At 38.2% G+C, this 23,458-nt stretch carries 22 protein-coding genes, 1 pseudogene and 1 riboswitch; of the genes and pseudogenes, 18 read left to right on the plus strand and 5 right to left on the minus strand.

What is annotated here, in order from left to right; genetic code table 11:
• Positions 1 to 4: 4 nt before the first annotated feature.
• On the minus strand, positions 5 to 1,261 hold the full coding sequence (gene ylbJ, locus CRO56_RS15145; protein ID WP_097159467.1) for a sporulation integral membrane protein YlbJ: 1,257 nt from the start codon (positions 1,259 to 1,261) through the stop codon (positions 5 to 7).
• A gap of 131 nt (positions 1,262 to 1,392) precedes the next feature.
• Between ylbJ and CRO56_RS15150 the strand changes: the two genes are divergently transcribed.
• The gene (locus CRO56_RS15150) at positions 1,393 to 2,181 is read left to right on the plus strand and encodes a patatin-like phospholipase family protein (protein ID WP_097159468.1); all 789 of its coding nucleotides are present in this window, start codon (positions 1,393 to 1,395) and stop codon (positions 2,179 to 2,181) included.
• Positions 2,178 to 3,200, plus strand: coding sequence for a SepM family pheromone-processing serine protease (locus tag CRO56_RS15155; protein ID WP_097159469.1), 1,023 nt, complete (start codon positions 2,178 to 2,180; stop codon positions 3,198 to 3,200). Before CRO56_RS15150 ends, CRO56_RS15155 begins: the two co-directional genes overlap by 4 nt.
• Before the next feature lie 9 nt (positions 3,201 to 3,209).
• Here the strand turns inward: CRO56_RS15155 and CRO56_RS15160 are convergent, their stop codons facing one another.
• Both CRO56_RS15160 and CRO56_RS15170 read right to left on the minus strand, forming a co-directional pair.
• Positions 3,210 to 4,433 (minus strand): nucleotidyltransferase, encoded by a 1,224-nt coding sequence (locus tag CRO56_RS15160; protein ID WP_097159470.1) that lies wholly within the window; start codon positions 4,431 to 4,433, stop codon positions 3,210 to 3,212.
• A gap of 809 nt (positions 4,434 to 5,242) precedes the next feature.
• On the minus strand, positions 5,243 to 5,929 hold the full coding sequence (locus CRO56_RS15170) for a DUF3888 domain-containing protein (RefSeq protein WP_245855926.1): 687 nt from the start codon (positions 5,927 to 5,929) through the stop codon (positions 5,243 to 5,245).
• A gap of 249 nt (positions 5,930 to 6,178) precedes the next feature.
• Here CRO56_RS15170 and CRO56_RS15175 point away from each other — a divergent pair, with 249 nt between their 5' ends.
• Both CRO56_RS15175 and CRO56_RS23255 read left to right on the plus strand, forming a co-directional pair.
• Entirely contained in the window at positions 6,179 to 7,183 is a 1,005-nt protein-coding gene (locus CRO56_RS15175; protein WP_097159473.1) for a DUF3231 family protein, read from the plus strand.
• A gap of 56 nt (positions 7,184 to 7,239) precedes the next feature.
• Positions 7,240 to 7,663 (plus strand): annotated as a pseudogene (locus CRO56_RS23255) (hypothetical protein).
• A 402-nt stretch (positions 7,664 to 8,065) separates the two neighbouring features.
• Here the strand turns inward: CRO56_RS23255 and CRO56_RS15185 are convergent.
• The gene (locus tag CRO56_RS15185) at positions 8,066 to 8,539 is read right to left on the minus strand and encodes an OsmC family protein (RefSeq protein WP_097159474.1); all 474 of its coding nucleotides are present in this window, start codon (positions 8,537 to 8,539) and stop codon (positions 8,066 to 8,068) included.
• Between the two features lie 164 nt (positions 8,540 to 8,703).
• Positions 8,704 to 8,813, minus strand: a riboswitch (SAM riboswitch).
• A gap of 217 nt (positions 8,814 to 9,030) precedes the next feature.
• Between CRO56_RS15185 and CRO56_RS15190 the strand changes: the two genes are divergently transcribed.
• The 4 genes from CRO56_RS15190 (at position 9,031) to CRO56_RS15205 (ending at position 11,558) form a co-directional block, all read left to right on the plus strand.
• A complete protein-coding gene (locus tag CRO56_RS15190) occupies positions 9,031 to 9,564 on the plus strand; it encodes a YceD family protein (protein ID WP_097159475.1) in 534 nt (177 codons plus the stop codon).
• A 32-nt stretch (positions 9,565 to 9,596) separates the two neighbouring features.
• Complete coding sequence (gene rpmF, locus CRO56_RS15195; RefSeq protein WP_097159476.1) at positions 9,597 to 9,770, plus strand: 50S ribosomal protein L32; 174 nt, start codon at positions 9,597 to 9,599, stop codon at positions 9,768 to 9,770.
• Positions 9,771 to 10,127: 357 nt separating this feature from the next.
• A complete protein-coding gene (locus tag CRO56_RS15200) occupies positions 10,128 to 10,901 on the plus strand; it encodes an enoyl-CoA hydratase/isomerase family protein (RefSeq protein WP_097159477.1) in 774 nt (257 codons plus the stop codon).
• 105 nt (positions 10,902 to 11,006) lie between these two features.
• Positions 11,007 to 11,558 (plus strand): RsfA family transcriptional regulator, encoded by a 552-nt coding sequence (locus CRO56_RS15205; protein WP_097159478.1) that lies wholly within the window; start codon positions 11,007 to 11,009, stop codon positions 11,556 to 11,558.
• A gap of 48 nt (positions 11,559 to 11,606) precedes the next feature.
• Here CRO56_RS15205 and CRO56_RS15210 read toward each other — a convergent pair whose 3' ends face one another.
• Positions 11,607 to 12,071 (minus strand): N-acetyltransferase, encoded by a 465-nt coding sequence (locus CRO56_RS15210; protein ID WP_097159479.1) that lies wholly within the window; start codon positions 12,069 to 12,071, stop codon positions 11,607 to 11,609.
• A gap of 202 nt (positions 12,072 to 12,273) precedes the next feature.
• Between CRO56_RS15210 and CRO56_RS15215 the strand changes: the two genes are divergently transcribed.
• From CRO56_RS15215 to CRO56_RS15265, 10 genes are all read left to right on the plus strand, one after another.
• Positions 12,274 to 13,617 (plus strand): acetyl-CoA carboxylase biotin carboxylase subunit, encoded by a 1,344-nt coding sequence (locus tag CRO56_RS15215; protein WP_097159480.1) that lies wholly within the window; start codon positions 12,274 to 12,276, stop codon positions 13,615 to 13,617.
• Between the two features lie 22 nt (positions 13,618 to 13,639).
• Complete coding sequence (locus CRO56_RS15220; protein WP_097159481.1) at positions 13,640 to 13,849, plus strand: biotin/lipoyl-containing protein; 210 nt, start codon at positions 13,640 to 13,642, stop codon at positions 13,847 to 13,849.
• 50 nt (positions 13,850 to 13,899) lie between these two features.
• On the plus strand, positions 13,900 to 15,441 hold the full coding sequence (locus tag CRO56_RS15225) for an acyl-CoA carboxylase subunit beta (RefSeq protein WP_097159482.1): 1,542 nt from the start codon (positions 13,900 to 13,902) through the stop codon (positions 15,439 to 15,441).
• A 334-nt stretch (positions 15,442 to 15,775) separates the two neighbouring features.
• Positions 15,776 to 16,657 carry a 2-dehydropantoate 2-reductase gene (locus CRO56_RS15235; RefSeq protein ID WP_097159484.1) on the plus strand — a complete coding sequence of 294 codons (882 nt, stop codon included), beginning with the start codon at positions 15,776 to 15,778 and terminating at the stop codon, positions 16,655 to 16,657.
• On the plus strand, positions 16,654 to 17,043 hold the full coding sequence (locus CRO56_RS15240) for a DUF3397 domain-containing protein (RefSeq protein WP_097159485.1): 390 nt from the start codon (positions 16,654 to 16,656) through the stop codon (positions 17,041 to 17,043). Before CRO56_RS15235 ends, CRO56_RS15240 begins: the two co-directional genes overlap by 4 nt.
• A gap of 108 nt (positions 17,044 to 17,151) precedes the next feature.
• Entirely contained in the window at positions 17,152 to 18,780 is a 1,629-nt protein-coding gene (bshC, locus tag CRO56_RS15245; protein WP_097159486.1) for a bacillithiol biosynthesis cysteine-adding enzyme BshC, read from the plus strand.
• 279 nt (positions 18,781 to 19,059) lie between these two features.
• Positions 19,060 to 19,491 carry a division/cell wall cluster transcriptional repressor MraZ gene (gene mraZ, locus CRO56_RS15250; RefSeq protein WP_097159487.1) on the plus strand — a complete coding sequence of 144 codons (432 nt, stop codon included), beginning with the start codon at positions 19,060 to 19,062 and terminating at the stop codon, positions 19,489 to 19,491.
• A 46-nt stretch (positions 19,492 to 19,537) separates the two neighbouring features.
• Positions 19,538 to 20,473, plus strand: coding sequence for a 16S rRNA (cytosine(1402)-N(4))-methyltransferase RsmH (gene rsmH / locus CRO56_RS15255; RefSeq protein ID WP_097159488.1), 936 nt, complete (start codon positions 19,538 to 19,540; stop codon positions 20,471 to 20,473).
• 19 nt (positions 20,474 to 20,492) lie between these two features.
• The gene (gene ftsL, locus CRO56_RS15260; RefSeq protein ID WP_097159489.1) at positions 20,493 to 20,864 is read left to right on the plus strand and encodes a cell division protein FtsL; all 372 of its coding nucleotides are present in this window, start codon (positions 20,493 to 20,495) and stop codon (positions 20,862 to 20,864) included.
• A 2-nt stretch (positions 20,865 to 20,866) separates the two neighbouring features.
• Positions 20,867 to 23,128, plus strand: coding sequence for a penicillin-binding protein (locus CRO56_RS15265; protein ID WP_097159490.1), 2,262 nt, complete (start codon positions 20,867 to 20,869; stop codon positions 23,126 to 23,128).
• Positions 23,129 to 23,458: the final 330 nt, after the last annotated feature.

The following is a 23,458-nucleotide window of genomic DNA, read 5'->3' on the forward strand; positions in this document are numbered from 1 at the left end:
TCGCTTAACCTCTTGTTTTTCTGATTCGTCTGAGTAAAATCAGGCAGGAAAGACTGAGCGCAAAAATTGTAAATAATGGGCCGATTTCTTTAAGCGAATCAAGCATATCATTCCAGCTTGACTGTGCTTCCCAAAATACAGGTATGGACTCACTGGGGTGTTTTAGAACGACTCCCTTATAGAGCGGATTCCAAAGGATAATGGTTATAAAAGAAGCAAAAATGCCCTGCAAGAGCCGCGCAAAAAAGAAAGGTTTAAAACGGATATCAGTTTGAGCAAATATACTGGCCACTTGTGCCTGAATACTAAAGCCAGCGAAAGCAAGAATAAAACTGACCATTATCGCTTGCTGTAATACGGAGGATTCTTGAACCTGACTCAGCATTTGGCTGCCTAATGTAATTTCAAATAATCCGGAGATGAACGGGATACTCATTTCCTTAGGTAACTGTAATAGAGTAAATAATTGATTGAACACTAAGGAGATAGCTGAAGTAATATGTAAATGGAATAATAGTTTGTTAATCACTGAAAACAGAATAATAAAGCCGCCAATCATGAGTAATGTTTGAATTGAAGAAATAACCGCATCTCCAAGAATTTGACCGAGCGGTCTCTTATCATTGATTCTTGTTCTATGAAGGGCTCTTAAGGCTTTACGGATTGAAAGTTTTCTTCTTTCCTTTCTATAACCGCCTTTTTCCTCCTTTTTACCATGGTATCTCATAACAAGTCCTACAAAAAAATTCGCTAGATAATGAGCGACTGCCAATAATATCCCAAGTTTGGGATTATTAAAAAAACCGACTGATACGGCACCAAAAATAAATAGGGGATTTGAACAATTTGTAAAAGAAGCGAGTCTCTCAGCTTCTATTCTTGTGATTTGTTTTTCTTGCCTCAATCTGGCTGATAACTTCGCTCCAGCCGGATTTCCTGATGCCATTCCCATTGCCCAAACAAAACCGCCAACACCGGGGACTCGAAAAAGCGGTCTCATAAACGGTTCTAATAAAACTCCAATAAATTTAACGACGCCTAATCCAATCAGCATCTCAGAAATAATAAAGAAGGGTAAAAGCGAAGGAAAAACAATTTCCCACCACATATTCAATCCGCGAATGGAGGCTTCGAAGGATTCCTCTGGAAATACAATTAATGATATGGCCATTAATGTAACAGATAAAGCGAGTACTAAGGTTTTTAACTTGGATCGATTGAGCAACTGGAATTTCCCTCCCTGGTCGGCATTGCCTATCATTTTGCAAATGAATTAAGCATAAGGATAGGTATATGGCTAAAAGACAACTTGTCTAATGTCGCGCCTATACTAATATACTCTTGAAAAAAAAGAAATAGACCTTCTGTCTTGTACAGGTTGGGGGGATACCCTTGAAAGATCCAAAAGTGGGAATTGCTTTAGGCTCAGGCGGGGCTAGGGGCTTCGCTCATCTAGGAGTATTGAAGATCTTAGAGCAGGAAGGCATACCTGTTCATTTTTTGGCTGGAAGCAGTATGGGGTCGATCATAGCCTGTTTTTATAGTGCAGGCCATTCAATGGAGAGGTTATATTCTCTCTCGAAGGCTTTTAGGAGAAAGTATTATCTTGATTTCACTGTCCCTAAAATGGGATTTATTGCTGGCAAAAGAATTAAAGAATTTATCCGCCTATTTACTCATCATTTGAATTTAGAAGATTTGCCGATACCCGTTGCAGTTGTGGCAACGGATATTAAGACTGGAGAAAAAGTTATTTTTAAAGAGGGCCCCATTGCTGAAGCAGTAAGAGCCAGTATTGCGATACCAGGAATTTTTGTCCCGGAAAAATATCAGGGCAGATTATTAGTGGATGGAGGCGTAGTGGATCGTGTTCCTGTTTCGGTTGTAAAAGAAATGGGAGCTGATCTTGTGATTGGGGTCGATGTGTCAAGTGTAAAAATGAATGAAGATGTTACAACGATTTATGATGTAATCATGCAAAGCTATGATATTATGCAAATGGAAATTGGAAGGCACAGAGAGAAGACCTCTGACTTAATGATCAAACCGAATGTTGAGATGTATAGTGGCCGAGCGTTTACAAATATTGAAGAAATCATTAACATAGGAGAAGAAGCTGCAAGACAACAATTACCAAATCTTTCTGATTTAATCGATCGCTGGAGGGAACAACACGCATGAGCCGAAAGACGTATAATAAAATATTAATCGCCGTATTTATTATCGCTATTATCTTATCATTTTACAAACTCCCATATTACGTGTACCGACCAGGATCGGCAACAGAACTCGAACCGTTGATAAAAGTAGAGGGGGGATCTGACAGTGAAGAAGGAAGTTTTATGCTAACCACTGTCAGCCGATTAGAACCAAATATTTTTATTTACTTATGGGCCCAAATCAGGCCTTTTTATGAAATTGAACCGCAGGAAAATGTACGTGAAGAGGGAGAAACACAGGAGGAATTTGATGTTTATCAGCTTTTTTTAATGGATCACTCCAAGTACAATGCGATTCATACGGCTTATAAGTACGCAGGGATTCCTGTTAAAAACGTGTATCATGGAGTTTATGTCGTTGATATTATTGAAGGAATGCCAGCAGAAGAAGTACTGAAGCCTGGTGATCAAATTATTAAGGTGGATGAATTGGAATTTGAGTCATCAGACGAATTTGGCAGCTATGTCAAAGAAGCAACCGCTCCAATTACGATTACTTTTATTAGGAATGGTGAAACCAAAACGGCTGAAATTGAGACAGCCCCATTCCCGGAAAATCCGCAGGAACGCGGTTTTGGTATTAAACTCGTCGATGATTATGAGGTAATAGCAGATCCTCCCGTCGAAATAAATTCAAGTTCAATCGGCGGGCCATCAGCCGGACTTATGTTTAGTCTTGAAATTTATAACCAGTTAACTGAAGAAGATTGGACAAAAGGTTACGAAATTGCTGGAACAGGTGAAATTACTGAAGACGGAAAGGTTCTGCCAATTGGCGGAATTGAACATAAAATTGTAGCCGCTGATAATAAAAAAGTCGATATCTTTTTTGCACCAAGTATGGAGGTAAATGGAACCTCTAATTATAAAGATGCGCTTAAAGTAAAGGAACAAATCAACTCGGATATGGAAATAGTTCCAGTCGAAACATTTGAGGATACGATAAACTACTTGGAAAAACTTGAATCAGAAGGTGAATAGCCTAATAGGCTACTCACCTTCTTTTAGTAAAACAGGATGTTTTAAAAAATCTTCCAGGAGGATGCGGGAATTATGTTGATGTAGTGGAAGATTATACACTTTTGCTGCTTTTAGATCGAGATGTAATAAAGTGGCATGTTCTTTTTTGACATTAGCAATGAGAGGAAGTTCTAAGTCTTTTTTGAGTTCATTAAGATAGTGTTGCCCTTTTTTGCTCATGCCTAACAGTCGAATATAAGGTGACAGACGATCATTTTTAGACATTTCTTCTTTCAAGGTATTGGTTAGAATATGAACACACATTCGCTGCAGACGGGTCCATGTATATCTTTTAGTTTTCAGGTTATTCATGAAATCGTGGAAGCTGCTGCTCTCGATTGATGCGTCTTTTATGCGGTATTCGATGCCTTCCTCTATTTCATAAATGCTTCTTAGTTCCTCGGGAGATGCAGTCTGTATCCGATATTGCAAATAGGGCCAATATAGCTCCCAGCTGTGAAATAGACCCGTTACTTTATGATAGTTCTGCAATTCTTCAAATGTAGCGGGAGGCACGTATTGCATAATTTCCTCTGCGTTTTGGTCTGGCCTCTCAAAAATATGTTTTCGGATACTTGTTGCACTGGCAATTGTGGCAGATGAAAAATGTACATCATGATATTGAGCATTTTTACGGGAAATTGTATAGGGCTTCATTTTACCGTTTTGCTCCCGCAGTGCCTTTATATAATGAAATCCTAAAATGTTATTTGGCCTGGAAAGATCCAGTGTATTTTCACCTTCTAACACAGTGGCATAAGCAGATGCCACAGATTTAGGATAGCTGGATCCTCTTTTAACTTCTTCTTGAATAAAGGTTTGAAGCAGCTGATTCTTTTCCTCTACTTTTTCAAAAGTATAGAAAAAGCTATCAATTTTTCCTGATTCACTTCCAAATGCAAAGGCCTCACAATGGAGGGCTTCAAGGATTGAAATTGCCCCATTAGCAAATATTTCGGCCTGCTGTGTCGCAAACTGATAAGGTAGCTCCACAACTATATCAATTCCCGCCCGCAGTGCCATTTTGGTCCGCGCCCACTTTGATACAAGCGCCGGTTCCCCCCGCTGCAGAAAGTTTCCGCTCATGACAGCAATCAAAACATCTGAGCTTGTTATTTTTTTCGTTTCATTTAAATGGAATAAATGTCCGTTGTGAAACGGGTTGTATTCCACAATAACACCTGCACTCTTCATGTTTTTCCTCCGCACTATTTCAGGTCTTCCATTTTCATAATTTTACCTTTTACGATATTACTTTCATTATAAATGACTAGTGGACATGAGCCAAAAATTTTCAATCTTTAATGTAAAATTTCTACAAAGAAAACCCGATGATCAGCATAAAGAGTAAGGATCCAAAAAACCAAATTGAAAGAATTGGATTCGAGAACATATCTTTCACCCTCCATTATTTGGACTTAAATTGGGTAACCGTGATTTTTTCCGCTCTAGTTATTGGGTAAACGAGGAGCTTTTAATAGTTGGGGAAAAAAAGAACATAACACCGATTCCAATCAGAGTAGCCCACGCACCGGCTGCCATGGTACTTGTTTCTATGCCGCTAAAATAGAGGATCATTGAAAGTTCCGCTGCTCTAGGTGAAGCATTTTTCTTTCCGTATAAGCAAATAACACAGGTCTTACAGTTCCGGCTGCTGTTCCAACCCGTAAAATATCACTATTATAATAATCTCCTAGCCAATCAAGAAAACCGATTATGTTGGTGGCCTTGATTTTTTCATGATTCCCCAATCCGGTTGAATACGGGGAAGGGGAGTTTGTAATGTGACAATAAAGTTCTTTAATTTTAAAACCCCAAACACATATAACCCCGTTCTGAGTAATACGGGGTTAAAATAAAGTTGTTTAATTTTTGATGTAAAAAACTTCGCCGTATCAAAAAATATAACAATAAAGTCGTTTAAATCTAAGGGTTCCTCCACAATCGCGCCCTTTTGTTGAAGATCGCAGCTTTCTTTAGTTCTAGAAGAACATTTTATTACTTTAATGGGTTTCTAATGGTATTTTACCGATTTCTGAGACATCCTTATGTTTGTACTTTATCACTTCAAAACCTGGTATTCGTAAAGTAATTGTATCAAATCCATAAGGAGGCATTATTGGTCCTTCATATGTAACAATTTGAATGGTTACATCGTATTTGTCATTATATTCATCTTGAATAATATCAATAATTCTTTCGGAGTGAAAAAGCCTTGATTCACCATAATACGTTCTTGTGGCATCAAGTATCTCTTTACCAATTGCTCTTAAAAAGGCCTTCTCAAGCATTGTTTTACTTTTGACAGTCGGAAATTTCTTTGTTTCCTTTTTAACGACTTTCCAATGATCATTTTCTTTTTTTAATGTATACAAAAGATTCAATCCATCCAACTTGACTGCGTGTATATAGGCAATATCATCTTTTATATACACCCTTGGTTCTCTAACCCATTTCCATACATCTGATGTTAGTACAGATAGAAATGCTTTGCCTAATGGAGTTATATCTCCTTTGTCATTATAAAAAGGAAATTCTCTAAAAAAATAGATATCTTTAACACCTTGTAAATCTACATCGAAATAATATTTATCAATAAATTCTTTATCTGGTGTTTCTTGTATTGCAAAAGCTACAGAGTTATTTATAAAAAATAAGATACAAAAAATAAAATAGAGTTTTTCCTTCAATACAGTCCACCTACCTTTGTAGGTATCTTGCCCAATCGCTTATACTAAAATCTTGCTACCGATAGCATAAAAAGGCTTCATACACTAAATGAGACGCGTTCCTAAATAAATGCGCCCGATTGTTGAATATTGTAAAATGCGAAAGAGCTACTAAATCGACTTATCAGTTATTTTACTAAAGCACCCGTTATACAATAAGAATTACATATTTATTGCTTTATTAGAAATAATAACCGAAGAGGTGATAATGTGGATAAGAATAACTTAAAACTCACTTCTTCTGAAATAGGAACGCTGTGGGGACAGTATGTAAACGGAACAATGACAGATATAGTCAATAGATATATGTTCTCTATTATTGAGGATGAATCAATAAAAAATATTTTTGAGGATGCTATCAAGACGTTTGAAAAACAAAAGAAACAACTCGTAACTTTTATGGAGAACGAGGGTTTTCCAGTTCCAATTGGATTTACTGAATCTGACCTCAATAAAGGTGCAGAGAGATTGTTCACTGACATATTTTGCTTAAATTATTTACATATCATGACTTTACATGGATTGTTAGGACATACCACTTCATTAGGCGTTTCTGTTAGAAAAGACTTACGAGATTATTACGATTCATGTGATAATGACGGGAAAAGAATGTACCATCAAACCATAGAGTTGTTGCTCGAGAAAGGGAATTTCCAAAGAGATCCTTTATTTTATCCTAGTAAGAACCCTGAATTTATTTCTAGCCAAGATTTCACAGATGGATTTTTCGGAAAAGGGAGACGTTTAACTGCAACAGAAATTATCAGTATTTCTTTGAACCTTAAAAAGAGTATTATGGCTAAAACTCTTTCTATCGCATTCAGTCAAGTTACTCAAACAAAAGAAGTAAGAAAATTTTTAGAGGATTCCGAGAAAACATCTGATGGACAAATACAAGCCCTTGCAAAAATAATGCATAAGGATAATTTGCCAGTTCCTAAGTCGTGGGAAACAGAAGTGACAACTTCAACGGACTCTCCTTTTTCTGATAAGTTAATGTTATATCATATTGGTTTCCTGTTCCAAGCTGCACAAGCGTATCACGGAACAGGTTTAGCTTCAGCTATGCGAACAGACCTTGTAACAACATACGAAAGCACCATTCTACAAAATCTTATGGTTACCAAAAAATGGTTCGATATTTTAGTGCAAAATAAATGGTTAGAACAGCCACCACTTGCTCCTAATAGAAAAGAAATTGCAAAAGAAAAATAATAAAAACATTGTTACTAGGGTATGTATAAGTGAATAAGAGTCCATATAAAAAACTAATGTGGAGCATCGCACTTCCTGGATTTGGACAGTATTTAAACGGTAAGTATTTTAAAGGCACAGTTTTATTGATACTTGAATTTCTGATTAATATACAAGCCAATTTTAATCAGGTCATACTTCTAAGTTTTCATGGAGAAATTGATGATGCCATACAACATGCAGATTATCAGTGGTTGATGTTTTATCCTTGTTTGTACTTTTTTCAATTTGGGATGCGTTGAATGATGCAGGCGGAGGGAAAGACCCTTATTCTTTTCTTGCGTATGTGTTCGCTGCGTTTTTTTGGTTGGATTGATTTTTTCCTCAAACTTAATGATATTTGGGGTGTTATTTGGTCCTGTATGGCTCCCAATGTTGTTTATTTTACCCGGATTAATAATTGGATTGACTATTAGAATAATCTTAAATAAAGTTTTTTAAAAAACCATCCTCTATTGAATTCAAAAGAGGATGGTTTTTATGGGAATAATCAAGAAAGTTTTTTAAATAACTACTAGTTTAAGAACAAAGAGTCAATTTCAACTTCAATTTCCTTCGTAAAAATTCCTTCTGTTTCTTACGCAATATGGCCCTTAAATGGAATATAACATGACTAGAATTTTAAACATCTTTATTGTAAATGTAACGACTTTATTTGTAATTAAACAACTTTATTGTAAGTGGACAGAGTTTTGAATAAATCCGTTTAAATCAATGTGTTTCTTCATTAAAAATCATCACTTCAATATTAAAGCTGTGAGTCACAGGACTAACTAATTTTTTATATTCAAGTCGGAATACTTGGTTTTATGGTAGAAGGTCGACCATGTTTTATGCTTTTACCTATTTTTTATTTTGAGAAATAGCTTGCGAGATAGGATTTTCAACTACATAATTAGATGATACGTTCACAGGATTTTTAATTGTATCGCCAACAGGGCAATGCGCGTCAACAAACCTAAAAAACTCATCAAGCTTTTCTTTAGGAGCATCTGTTGTAATGTGGAAAGTGGATACAATCGATGAATAGCCAGGCCTTACATCAGCTTTGTTTAAGAAGCCATCTAAATCTAGTTCACCTTCTAATTCAACCCACAATTGATCAAATTCAATCCCGAATTGTTTCGCATAGGTTTGCACGACGATAGATTGGCAGGAACCCAAAGCAGAAAGAATAAGTTCCACTGGATTCATTCCTTGATCGGTTCCTCCTAATTGGATCGGTTCATCAACAATCACTTTATGGCCTCTTGTTTCGGTTTTCACCAAATACTTTTCTTGTAATGATGCATTCACATTAAATTTTAAAACCGTCAATTAAAATTTCTCCTTTCCATTCTTTAATAGTTTTTGTTTTTACAATAAAAATCAGTTTTCGTTTAGGTACAATTGATTCACCTCCATTCTTTTCAACCAATGAAAAACGACCTCTTATAGGAATAAGAGGTCGTGATAAACAAAATAATACGTAACCACTGTCCCTCTTATATTTCAGATTGAAACAATCTGCTGGAATTGGCACCTTTTGAAATAAAATTCAAAGGTTGCCGAGGCATCATTGGGCCAGTCCCTCCGCCTCTCTTTATAAGAGTATTGCAACTCGCTATTTAATTTGACCCTAATTCTAAATAGCATATCAGGAATCGTCTATAGGTCTTTTGTATGCTTTTTGAGCTGCATAAATTATAATAGCGATGTGAACAATGAGATTTATAGAGTGAAATGCACCTATCGTGCGTAAAGAAAAAACATTGACATTTAGCTTTATGATAGCTATAATAAGCTTTGTTGCCTCAGAGGTGATATATTTGAAATGGTCTATTAATCAGTTGCAAAAACTCCGGGATAAAGGCTTGGAGCTTAATGAAACAATGGACTTAGATGAAGAGCTGAAAAGAGTAGACTCGCAAATTAGAGGGGCCACACCTGTTCATGTGACAGGAAAAGTGGATATTGGTTCTTCAAGGGTTACCTTCCATTTACAGGTAGAAGGTGCCTTAACTCTTCCGTGTTCGAGAACGTTAAAGGATGTTCATTATCCTTACCATATTGAATCAAAGGAAACTTTTTTATTGAATTCAAGTGGATATGGCAGCGAGGAAGAATCGGACGAAGTACATCAGCTAGAAGGGGATGTACTAAACTTAACACCTGTGATTGTGGAATTAATTGTACTAGAAATTCCGATGCAGGTTTATAGTGAAGAAGCAAAAAATGAAGATGATTTTCATCCTTCAGGTCAAGGCTGGGAATTCATCAGTGAAAATCAAAAAAAAGACAAGATTGATCCGCGTTTGGCTGAATTATCCAAGCTCCTTCAAACTGAAAAGGATCAAGATTAGCTTTTGATACATCTTTTAAGGAGGTGGGAAGAATGGCTGTACCTTTTAGAAGAACGTCTAAAACTAAAAAACGACTACGTCGTACTCACTTCAAACTTCAAGTCCCTGGTATGGTAGAATGCCCAAACTGCGGCGAAATGAAATTAGCTCACCGTGTATGTAAGGCTTGCGGAACATACAAAGGAAAAGAAGTTGTTAATAAATAATGAATGATTAAAAGAACGCAAAGAGATGGATGGCTAGACTGCCTCTCTTTGCGTTTTTTTCTTATACATTTTGGGTCTAGCACAAAGTGCTAGCCCCATTTGTTTACGGACATTAGTTCCGCTATTTGCTGCAAATCTTTGGATTTCAGAAATTATCGGACACTGGTTCCGCTATCATGGCAAAAACATACGATTTTCGCGTCAAATTTAATAAATAGCTGATTGTATGTCCTATAATTTTTCAAAACAGCGGTATTTTGAGAAATAACGGAACGTATGTCCTATGACACAATTTCGACTGCGACCAGTTTTTTTATAAAGCAGATTTTAATAGCAAGTGTAAAATGAGGTGCGGACATGGCGGATTACAAGATTAAAAGATTATTTAACAATGTTTTGGTATTTGTAATTACGAGAGAGCATGTGCTAAATGCTGTGAATGATCAAGTGATGGACGGTTTAAACCAGGCTTGCGATATCATCAGAACAGATCCTGACTATTCCTTATTCGTGATTACAGGAGAAGGGGAAAGGGCATTTTGTTCAGGGGGCGATCTCCGGGAATTTCATGCTCTGAAGACAGCGAATCAAAGTGTCCAAATGCTGCAAAAAATGGCCCATATTTTACATAATATAGCTACTTTGCCTGTTCCAGTAATTGGGCTGCTAAATGGAACAGCCGTTGGCGGAGGAATGGAGATTGCATCCGCATGTGATTGGCGCTATGCCAGAGAAACAGGGAAATATGGTTTTATCCAAGCGAGTCTCTCGATTACGACTGGATGGGGCGGGGGCACATTACTTCTTGAAAAATTCCCGCCTCATTTAGCGCTAGAATGGTTAGCTAAGGGAGAAAAAAGAGCCGCGTCTGACTGGCAGCAAGATCGTTTCTTTAACAATATCTTTTCAGGAAAGCCATTTGATTTTTTTGAAAAAGAGTGTCATTCCATGCTTAAAACTCAGTCGGATGTTTTAAGAAGCTATAAAGAAGTCTTTTTAAAAAAGATAGATCAGCCTTCATTATTGGACCGGATGCTAAACGAAGCTAAAAATTGTTCTCTTCTGTGGGAAAGTAATGCACATCATGAAGCTGTCACGCAATTTTTACAAAAAGATAGAAAAACGAAATGATACGGCTTTCACCTATAAAATATAGTTAAACTGAAATTGAATCCGTCTATCTATTCTACTAGTTGCATATATATAGGTATCCATGAATTTAGAGGAGGGGTGCCGATGACAACTACTAGGCAGGATGCTTGGACAAAGGACGAAGATGTACTTCTCGCTGAAGTTGTCCTACGCCATATTCGAGAAGGCGGTACACAGTTACAGGCCTTTGAAGAAGTAGGTAAAAAATTGTCCCGAACACCAGCTGCTTGCGGGTTTCGCTGGAACTCGCTTGTCAGAAAGCAATACAAGTCTGGGATTGAATTGGCTAAAAAACAGCGTAAAGAACTTAAAAGACAGAAAAGTTCATTAACCAAGCATGAACGCTTTGAAGAGAATAGGATCCGACAAGCAGAGAATGGAGAGCGGAATCCAATTCGAAACCTTATCATTTCTTTAGAACAGCTAGAGAAACAATGGCTGGAAAGAAAAAATGACGCTGACTTACATAAACGTGTGAGTCTATTAGAAAATGAAAACCAAGCCCTTAAGAAAGAAAGAGATCATTGGCTTTCAGAATATAGGACGTTACTTGGGGTTATGGAAAAAGCGAGAAAGCTTGTTTATTTAGAAGATGAAGTTGTCAAGAAAAAAGCAAAAAATGGGAAAGGGTTTTAAACCTTTCCATAAAAAACGAACCGTTTTCAGGTTCGTTTTATATTTTGTTTATGCTTTTTTCTCTTCAGGCTGCCATACTAGCGGGTTTTCACTTAAATCTCTGGCCATATCATAGGCTAAAGCATGGAACCCCATTTTCTCCCAGAAACCTTGAGATTTCATGCGCGCATTCGTTTTGATGGGGAGGTTAAAGCCTTTGGCAAAATCAACTAGAGCTTTACCATAGCCTTTACCTTGATAATTAGGGAGAACTTCCAGCTTCCATAGTTCTAAATAAGTTTGCTGCGGTTCAAAATAGCGGTCAAATTTAGCATCGACCTCATATAAACTCATCCGGGCTACAAGAGTATCTGCAAAGTAGATACCATAAAATGGAGAATCACTATCGTTTTCAATCATATTTTCCTGAAGGTCCTCAAGCATGGACAGCTCTTGAACACCGTATTCTTTAAACTTTTTAAATTCTTCTAGAGTTTTATAATTAACTTTTAGTCTTTCAACTTTATAACTCACTATAACTCCCCCTTTACCAGCAATTAGCTTTCTAGATTACATGTTTCTCATAATTGGTATTTTTATTATACAATATATTTACAAAAGATTCTGCAGACAAATATATGTAAGCGATTGCAAAAAATAGAAGGATTTTTGAAAAACAATGTCGAACAGTTCGTAATGGAGCGTGTAAAGGGGATAGCATCTAAGGGGGATAGGTATGAAAAAAATATTAATTGCAAACCGTGGCGAAATTGCTTCGAGAATCATTAGGACTGCTCATAAGCTGGGAATGGAAACCGTTGCTGTTTATTCAGAAGCAGATAAAGATCTTCCTTTTGTAAAACAAGCGACTTATGCCTATTTGATCGGCGAGGGTCCTGTACAAAAATCGTATTTAAATCAAGATGCAATTTTAGAAATTGCCGTAAAGGAACGGGTGGATGGGATCCATCCGGGCTATGGATTATTGAGTGAAAATGCAGGATTTTGTAAGGCTGTACAGGATTGTGACATTACCTGGATTGGTCCTTCCCCTGAGACGATATCTTTAATGGGGGAAAAAATTGCAGCAAGGATAGTGATGACAGAGGCGGGGGTTCCAGTAGTTCCAGGTAACCAAACAGGTATGAAGGATGTAGAGGAAGCTTTAGAATTTGCCAAAAAGATAGGATTCCCGATTATGCTGAAAGCAAGTGCCGGCGGCGGGGGAGTCGGGTTAGCTGTTTGCAGAAATGAAGAGGAGCTTCACAAGATTTTTTCTTCGACTAAAACAAGAGCAAAGGCATATTTCCAAAATGAAGATGTCTTTATTGAAAAATATATAGAAAAAGCACGCCATATCGAAGTACAAGTTGTTGCAGATTCATCCGGGAATACAGTACACCTTTACGAACGAGATTGCTCCTTGCAACGGAGAAATCAAAAGGTTATCGAAGAAACGCCTGCCCAATCGCTCCGTGAAGAAACAAAAGAAAAGCTGTACCAGTATGCTATCCAAGCTGCGAAATTCGTAAACTATGTAAATGCTGGAACTGTTGAGTTTATTGTGGATACGGATGAGAATATCTACTTTTTAGAAATGAATACAAGGCTGCAGGTAGAACACCCCATTACCGAGGAAATGACGGGAATCGATTTAGTTGAGTGGCAAATAAAAATTGCAAATGGAGAAGAAATTCCTTTAAAGCAAAATGAAATTAATAAGCATGGCCATGCAATTGAGTTTAGAATTTACGCTGAAAACCCAGATACCTTATTGCCATCACCAGGTGTTATAAGCACCCTTAAGTGGGCGGATTATCAATCTGGCAGACTTGATTACGGGTATAAGGAAGGAAATCAGGTAACGCCATTTTATGATCCATTGATTGCTAAATATATCGCCGTGGGACAGACAAAGAAAGAATGTATCGGCCAGGCACGTACTTTTTTTAATGAAACAGTCATTGAAGGGATCAAAACGAATATTCCATTATTGCAAAGAATTTTAGATACGGAATGGTTTGAAAAGGGTAACTATACAACCCAATTATTACAAGAGCTTTTACTAAAAAATAAATAAACTTACATAGGGGGAGAGAAACATGCAAGTAACTGCAACTATGGCCGGAACAGTATTATCTGTTTTGGTTGAGAAGGATGAAATGGTCAAAGAAGGCCAAGAAGTGGTCATGATCGAATCTATGAAAATGGAAATTCCCATTGAAAGTGCTGGAGAAGGAAAAGTGAAAGAAATTCATGTTCAGGCTGGTGATTTTGTGAATGAAGGTGATGTCCTCATTACACTGGAGTAGGATCCTTTCCTGGCTACAGGCTGTTAATCATTCATAGAGGGGGAAAGCAAATGACAACGACAAAAGGCCGTTCTGCTGAACTTACAGAACGCTTAAATCAGGTTTTACAAGGCGGACATCCTAAATATCACGAGAAATTAAAATCGCAAAACAAGCTGTTTGTCCGGGACCGTCTAAATCTTTTATTTGATAATGGAGTATATGAGGAAGACGGACTTTTTGCAAATTTTGAAGCGGGTGATCTACCGGCAGATGGAGTTGTAACAGCTATTGGAAATATCAATGGTCAAACAGTCTGTGTCATGGCAAATGATTCTACTGTAAAAGCAGGGTCATGGGGAGCAAGAACAGTTGAAAAAATTATTAGAATTCAAGAAACGGCGGATAAGTTAAAGGTTCCGATCCTTTATTTAGTCGATTCTGCAGGGGCGCGAATTACTGACCAGCTCGAGATGTTTCCGAACCGCAGAGGAGCTGGCCGCATTTTTCATAATCAGGTCAAGCTTTCTGGAAAAGTGCCGCAAGTATGTTTGTTATTTGGACCTTCTGCTGCAGGAGGTGCGTATATACCTGCATTCTGTGACGTGGTCATTATGGTGGATAAAAATGCTTCGATGTACCTCGGCTCACCTCGGATGGCCGAAAAAGTTATTGGTGAAAAGGTGACGCTTGAGGAAATGGGTGGTGCGCGTATGCACTGCTCCGTTAGCGGTGTAGGAGATGTACTCGCCTATAGTGAAGAAGAAGCGATTGAATCCGCCAAAAAATATATATCATATTTCCCAGCCAATTATCAGGAAAAGCCAAATGTGCTTGAGGCTATCAAGCCGAACTATAAAAAAGAATTGGAAGACATTATTCCGGCTAATCAGAATGCGCTATTTGATATGTACGAGTGTATTGAAACACTTATTGACGAAGGAAGCTTTTTTGAAATGAAAAAGCTGTTTGCCCAAGAATTGATTACTGGATTTGCAAGAATTAATGGAAAAGCAGTCGGGATAATCGCAAATCAGCCTAAGGTAAAAGGCGGCGTCCTTTTTGTCGATTCAGCTGATAAAGGAGCACGTTTTATCCAGCTTTGTGATGCGTTTCATATTCCGTTATTATTCCTCGCAGATGTACCGGGATTTATGATTGGAACAAAAGTGGAAAGAGCAGGAATTATTCGCCACGGGGCGAAATTGATTGCGGCTATGAGTTCAAGTACAGTACCTAAAATATCTGTGATTGTCCGAAAAGCCTATGGCGCCGGATTATATGCGATGGCAGGACCTGCATTTGAACCGGATTGTTGTATAGCATTGCCAACTGCCCAAATTGCAGTAATGGGCCCTGAAGCTGCAGTGAATGCCGTTTATTCTAATAAAATTCAGGCGATTGAAGACCCGAAAGAAAGAATTGCTTTTGTACAGGAGAAACAAAGAGAATACCAAGAAAGTATCGATATTTATAAATTAGCTTCTGAATTAATCGTCGATGAGATTGTTCAGCCTAACGATTTACGAAATGTCTTATCGAAGCGATTTTCTTATTATGATACAAAGGATGTTGTCTTCACAGATCGGAAGCATGCTGTTTATCCAGTTTAAATTGGTGAAAACCCCGGCTCACATAGTGGAGCTGGGGTTTTTTATGTGGGGAATATAATAATGTAGATGGAGCGAATTGCTCCCCTTGATAAGGCAGTTCAAGGACAGATTTGAGAATATACAAAGGGGAAATGTCTTTCAGAAGGGCGATAAAAGACAAAAACGAGCAAAAAGGAAGGAGAATTGTCTTTCATATAGGCGATGAAAGACAAAACGGAGCAAATAGAAGGAAGAACAGCCCTTCAACAGCTGCTCTATTCAAAATCTTCTTTTGTACAAAATCACTTACTTTTGGTAACATTATAGGAAAAGTTTACATATTAGAGGGGATTTTATGAAGGTTGCGATTATGGGAGGCGGGGCGATCGGTCTATTATTTGCGGCTCACCTTTCCAAGAAGCATGATGTAACACTTTATACAAGAACGGAAAAACAAGCTGAGATGATTCGTTCCCAAGGCGTTGCCCTTGTCCAAAATAATAGAACTGAAACATTTCCAATCCAGGCTTATCCTTTTGTACAAGTAAACGGACAAGAAGAACTTGTGATTATAGCCGTTAAGGAATACCATTTACATGAGCTTATGACGTCTATCACAAGTCTCCATCATTCTGCCTTCTTGTTCTTGCAAAATGGAATGGGCCACCTTCCGATACTAGAAAACCTCGAAGCAAAAAACATTTTCGTTGGAGTGGTAGAACATGGTGCGGTCAGACTAGATGAAAGAACCGTTCACCACACTGGAATAGGGCTCACCCGTTATGGAGTTTGGAAAGGATCCCTGACGCACGGGCTCGATGATCTTGCAATTCCAACATTCCCTTTTGTATTTTCCGAAAATCCTTTACAAATGTTAAAAGAAAAGTTATTGGCCAATTGTGTGATCAATCCGCTTACAGCCTTACTAGCTGTACCTAATGGTGAACTTTTGGGAAATCCTTTCTATTATAAATTATTTTTACAAACCTTTAATGAAACCGTAAAAGCACTTCAGCTCCCTAATCGTGAAGTATTATTAAATAAGGTTAAAGAGATCTGCAGACAAACTGCCAAGAACCATTCCTCAATGTATAAAGACTTACATTTAGGGAGAAAAACAGAAATTGATGCGATTGTGGGCTCAGCCCTCAAGCAAGCTGCATTACATCATGTGGAGGCCCCCATTCTTGAATTTTTATATCATTCTATTAAAGGAAAGGAGGGCCAACAAATATGATATCTTTTTTTTCAGGGTTCCTGGCGATATTGATTTTGATTCCGTTCTTTTCCTATTTATTAGTATTCGTCATCGTAAAATCGATCACCCGTAATCATAAACGTGCTGTTCGTATCGCAATAGATACAACGACATTCTTCTTATTTATAAGTATACAATTTATGATTGCAGAAATATGGGGCGCTGCTTATATTTGGTTCTTCTATATTGGAATATTAATTCTAGCAATTATTTTTTCTATTATTCATTGGAAGGGAAATGTGGAGATTCATTACCGAAAGCTGCTCAAAGGGCTCTGGAGAATCCAGTTTATAGTATTTTTTGTTATCTATTTTATCTTTATGTTATATGGGATAACGACTAGTATTCTCCAAACAGTAACTTAAACTGCCCAGGATTTTTGCCTCAAAAATTGTAAGGCAATATTTTTTGTTTTCTCTATTAGCAATGCTATACTCATTACAGTTAGATTATCCGCAGGAGGAGCAGTATTTATGCAATACATCCTACACAAGGGGATTGCCGGAAATCGATTGGCTCAAGATTATATGAACAAAAAAGAGTCTGTTCTTTCCCTTTTTCCTTATCATTTTGGCAAAAATGATGTGTTATCCAAACGATGGGAATCCTTAAAAAACCGATCCTATCCCAGAAAAGAATTAAAATTAGCGATTCAGGACTATATGGAGCCTTTCGGATTGACCCCAGAAATTGAACAGTCATTACATAGACTTGAAAACACGGAAGCTACTGTTATCATCGGTGGGCAACAGGCCGGTTTGCTTGGGGGCCCGCTTTATACGATACATAAAATCTTTGCATTAATTAAACATGCTCAAATGGCTGAGAAAGAATTGGGGAAGCCGGTCGTTCCTGTGTTCTGGATTGCAGGGGAAGACCACGATTATGAAGAAGTCAATCATGTTTTTATCCGGAACGGCTTTAAGTGGAACAAATCCGTATATCCAGAAAAATTGCTAAAGAAAAAAATGATTAGTGAAATCCCTTTAAACCAATCTGTTAGCAGACTATGGGTGCTAGACGTTTTAAGACAATTAGGTGAAACCCCATATACTGCAGAATTGCATACATTTCTTAATACATGCATAAAGCAGGCCAACACGTTTACTGAATTTTTTACAGCATTTATACATTCCCTTTTTAAAGATTATGGATTACTGTTAATTGATGCTTGTCATCCTGCTTTACGAAAACTGGAACAGTCTCTATTCGTAAAAATTGTAGAAGAAGGTCATCAGCTTGCCGCGGACATTGCAAATGATCAGGCTGAAATTGGGAAATTGGGATATAAACCTACTTTGGAACTGGATCCGCAAACCATCCATTTATTTATTACGGATCATGGAGAACGGGAGCTTTTATTCTATGATAAGGAACAAAATCTTTATTATACGAAAAGCGGTTCAGTCAAATGGAGCAAGGATGAACTTTTAGCACATGTGGAGCAATATCCCCAGCACTTTAGCAACAATGTAGCGACGAGACCTTTATCCCAAGAGTTTTTATTTCCGACACTGGGATTTGTTGGCGGACCAGGTGAAATTGCGTATTGGTGCGAATTAAGAAGTGTCTTTAAGAGATTTGATCTCGATATGGCCCCGGTGATTCCAAGAATGCAAATCACTTATCTGGAAAGTTCGGTTATGAAAAAATTGCAACAATACAATATTCATTATGAAGCCGTACTTAATTCTGGCATAAAGGAAATCAAAGATGCCTATTTAAAAGAAAAATCTCCAATCCATTTATTCGAATCGGTTGAGAGAACATCAAATGAGATTCGTAATAAATATGAAGAACTAGTCGGAGAAATAAAGGAATTTGACAGAGGACTGCTGCCGATTCTTCATAAGAATGAAAAGTTTGTTATTGACCAGCTTCATTTCCTGGAACAATATATTTGGAAACAACTGGAGAAAAGAAATGATAAGGTCCTGACAGATTTCGATGAATTGGATGCATTCCTCCATCCGTTTGGCGGTTTGCAGGAGCGGATATGGAATGTATGTTATTTTATTAACCAATATGGTTTTGACTGGCTAAAACAGGTGATGTCTTTAGAGCTCGAATCCGGAGCGAACCATTACGTTATTTCCTTTTAAAGGAGTCTGCAAAAGTTTATATCCATTCTGTTCGAGACCATATTTCTACAACCTTCATAATATTTAAGATTAAAAGCTCGCCTTTTGGCGGGCTTTTTCATTTTTCTGTCTTTGGCGACAAGAATAAGGAGCTCAGCTTAAAAAAATCAACGAATGAAGCAGAAATAAAAAGAACAGTTTTTAGAGGGGATTTTCTTAAAAACGAGAAAATATAAAAAAACAGGTGGTGGAAAGTGGGGGATTGTGGTACATTAAGGGTAGAAAGTGGGGGTAGCGGGTATGTTCATGGGGGAATATCATCATAACATTGATCAAAAAGGAAGAATTATTATTCCTGCTCGTTTCCGTGAGGATCTCGGGGAAGCGTTTGTTTTGACACGCGGTCTCGATCAGTGTTTGTTTGGTTATCCAGAGCAAGAATGGAAAGCGATGGAGGATAAAATGAAAGGTCTCCCATTAACGAAAAAAGATGCCCGTGCGTTTACCCGTTTCTTCTTCTCTGGCGCTTCCGAATGTGAAATTGATAAGCAAGGACGCATCAATATTCCACAGACATTGCTGCAATATGCCAAACTGGAAAAAGAATGTGTAGTGGTCGGTGTCTCAAGCCGAATCGAAATATGGAGCAAGCCTGTTTGGGAAGAATATTTCGCTCTCTCTGAAGAATCCTTCTCTGAAATTGCAGAGAATATGATTGATTTTGACATTTAAACTCAAACTAGAAATGAAGGCATCTTGATTAAGAAGGTGAAATATCGTGTTTTCTCACAAAACAGTGCTTTTACATGAAGCGGTGGACGGTTTAAATATTAAAGAAAATGGGACATACGTAGACTGCACTCTTGGCGGAGCAGGACATTCGGAAGAAATTGTGAAGCGCTTATCAGATCAAGGCAGGTTAGTTGCTTTTGATCAGGATGAAATGGCTTTGCAGTATGCAAGAGAAAAATTATCCCCATATAGTGACCGAGTGGTTTTCGTGCAGAGTAATTTTCGCTACATAAAAGAAGAGCTTAAGAATCGAGGAATAAACCAGGTCGACGGTATCCTTTATGATTTGGGAGTTTCATCCCCCCAGCTTGATACGCCTGAAAGAGGTTTTAGCTATCAGCATAATGCGCCTTTAGACATGCGGATGGATCAGCGTCAAGTTTTATCAGCCAAAATAGTCGTGAATGAGTGGCCAATTGAAGATTTAATTCGAATTTTCTTCCGCTATGGTGAAGAGAAGTTCTCAAAATCCATTGCCAGGAAGATTATTGAAGCTAGGGAAAAGGGACCGATTGAGACGACAGAGGAATTAGTAGACATTATTAAATCAGGTATTCCGGCGCCGGCTAGAAGGAAAGGCGGACATCCTGCTAAACGAGTGTTCCAAGCAATTCGTATTGCTGTAAATGAAGAATTAGATGTATTTGAGCAGTCATTAGAGGATGCCATTGAGCTGTTAAAACCGGGTGGACGAATTAGCGTTATCACGTTCCACTCTTTAGAAGACCGAATCTGTAAAAGAATATTTAAGGAATACAGTGAAGGACCTCCCATTCCAAAAGGAGTCCCAATCTTGCCAGAAGACGAACCCAGTACGCTAAAACTGATTACCCGTAAACCAATCCTTCCTTCAGAGGAAGAATTAGAAGAAAATAACCGCGCTCGATCAGCGAAGCTTCGGATTGCAGAAAAGAAATCTTGAACGACTAGGAGGAGACATTTTGAGTAACTTAGCACGCAAATTACAGCAGCAACAGCAGCAGCAAAGCCACGTTCAGCCACAACCCAAACATGAGCCATCCAAAAAGGCGAGTCCCGGCAGACTTACGCCTGTTGAAAAAATACTTGGTTTACTTTTTGCTGTTTTTTTAACTGTTCTAAGCGCTCAGTTAATTTCAAGTTCCGCGGGATTATATCAAATGAATAAGGATATAGGTCAATTGGAAACAGAAATAATGCAGCAGGAAAGAAAGAATCAAGATTTAGAGAATCAAGTGAGTGAACTAAGTCGATACGAAAGGATTATGGCAAAAGCGAAGGAGCTTGGATTGAAGCTTGATGAGAACAATGTGAAGCTTGTGGAGGGGCACTAGAAATGATAAAAAAGCAGCCCTCTATGACGAAAGGAGCGGTTCTTCTCTTTTTTGGATTCGGACTGCTCTTTTTACTTTTAGTAAGTCGGTTTGTATATTTACAGTCAGTTGGTGAGGTGCAAGGTAAGTCACTAGCTGAGGAAGCGATTAATTTATATACCAATGAAAATTCAATCGAAGCTTCGAGAGGTAGTATCCTGGATCGAAACGGTCAGGTTATTGCAGAAGATACAAATACGTTTAAACTCGTAGCGGTAATTTCACCAAAAGCTTCTGAAGACGATCCGGAAAATCCAAGACATGTTGAAGATAAGCAAATGACCGCGGAAACATTGTCCGAATTTATCCCGATGTCTGCTGAAGAGATCTTCAATCGATTGAATCCAGAAAATAAAGATCTCTGGCAGGTTGAATTCGGTACAGCAGGATCCTCCATTTCATATAGTGTAAAAGAAGAAATTGAAGCACTAGAATTACCCGGCATTTATTTATACAGGGAACAGCAAAGGTTCTACCCGAACGGAGTCTTTGCTTCACATTTAGTCGGATTCACGCAATTAGAAAAACAAGAAGACGGAACAGAGAAAATGGTCGGGCAGCTTGGTATTGAACAAAGCTATCAGGAATTTCTGGAAGGAAAAAATGGGAAAATGCAATACCAAAGTGACGCTTGGGGAGTTCTATTGCCAGATGGCAAAGAACAGATCATCCCTTCTCAAAATGGAGATACTATTTACTTAACGATAGATACCAAAATTCAAACTTTCTTAGAAGATGCGATGACTACCGTCCAAGAACAATACAATCCAAAACAGATGATTGCCATTATAGCAGATCCCGATACAGGTGCAATTTTAGCAATGTCACAGCGGCCGACTTTCCATCCGCAAACAAGGGAAGGAATCAATGAAACGTGGCATAATTTAGCAATCGAATCAGCGTATGAGCCGGGATCTACCATGAAGATCTTCACATTAGCTGCAGCGGTTGAGGAGAACGCATTCAATCCAAATGCTAAATTTCAATCTGGTCAGTTAAAAATCGGTCCTAATACAGTTAATGACCATAACTGGGGACGAGGTTGGGGAGAAATCACCTTTTTACAAGGGGTTCAGAATTCATCCAACGTTGGATTTGGAATATTAGCTCGAGATTATTTAGGATATGAAAAGTTTTTAGAGTATTTAAATAAGTTCGGATTTGGCAAGCCTACCGGAATTGGCCTTCCAGGGGAAGTAACTGGCAAAATTCTATATAACTATGAAATTGAAAAAATTACGACCGCTTTTGGACAAGGTACTACATTAACACCGATTCAGCAAATTCAGGCAGCTACCGCAATTGCAAATGAAGGAAAAATGATGAAGCCGTATGTAGTGGGCCGAATTAAAGACGGTAATACAGGTGCTGTAATTGAAGAAACGGAACCAGAAGTAGTTGGCCAGCCAATCTCGAAGGAAACAGCAAAAGAAGTTTTAGATATATTAGAAACGGTTATAACGGCAGAAGATGGTACTGGTAAACGTTATGCAATCGAAGGCTATAGCGTTGCTGGAAAAACAGGAACAGCACAAATCCCAGATCCTGAAAATGGCGGGTATTTAGACGGTTATGATGATTTTGTCTACTCCTTTTTAGGAATGGCTCCAAAAGATGATCCTGAGTTAATCATGTATGTAGCTATTCAACAGCCTGATTTAGATGAAGAAGTTTACGAGAGCGGTTCTGTCCCTGTGTCGATGATTTTTAATCCAGTTATGAAAAATAGTTTGCAATATTTAAAGATTGAACCTAATAATCTGCCAAAGCCAGAGCCTATTAGTGTTCCAAATTTGGTGGATGACAATAGTCAAAATTCATTTACTAAACTCGAAGAACTGGGGTTAACTCCTATCGTCATCGGCGATGGAACGAAAATTATGGATCAAGTGCCACTGGCCGGCACAACGTTATTGCCGGGAGAACGGGTACTGTTATTGACGAATGGCACAAGAACTGTTCCAGATATGACGGGATGGTCCCTGCAGGATGTCATGAAATTCGTGAAAATTACAAACATCCAACTTAACAATTCCGGCAGCGGTTATGTTATTAGGCAAAGTCTTCCGGCTGGTTCTGAATTAACCGATTCTGATATTCTCGTTGTGGAGCTGGAACCTCCGTCGAAAGCCTATGAAAAGGATGAGGAGGTTACAGACGAAGCTGGAGCCGATGAAGAACAAATAGAAGACTCGGAAGATATAGAAGAACTTGAAGGAACTTAGTAAGGGTGGATTCCTCTTAGGATAATTTCTAAGAGGAATTTTTTATGTTGCAACACGGTAGAGTTGTGGTTAGAGTTCATAGTTAATGGAACCAGTGTCTTTTAGAAATGAGGGGCAGTCAAGTCATTGCTGTTAGCGGACATACAATCCGTTATTTGCACAAAACCCTTGGTTTTGCAGTTGCTAAAGGACATACGATCCTTTATTTGCCCAAAATGATTAAAAAATGGTAGTTAATGCCCCTTATAACGGAACCAATGTCCTTTAATTTCCGAAATACCCCTTTTTTTCACGAATAACGGAACCAGAGTCCTATAAGTTGAGGGAATC

The sequence above is a fragment of the Bacillus oleivorans genome, from assembly GCF_900207585.1.
Classification (GTDB): Bacteria; Bacillota; Bacilli; order Bacillales; family JC228; genus Bacillus_BF; species Bacillus_BF oleivorans.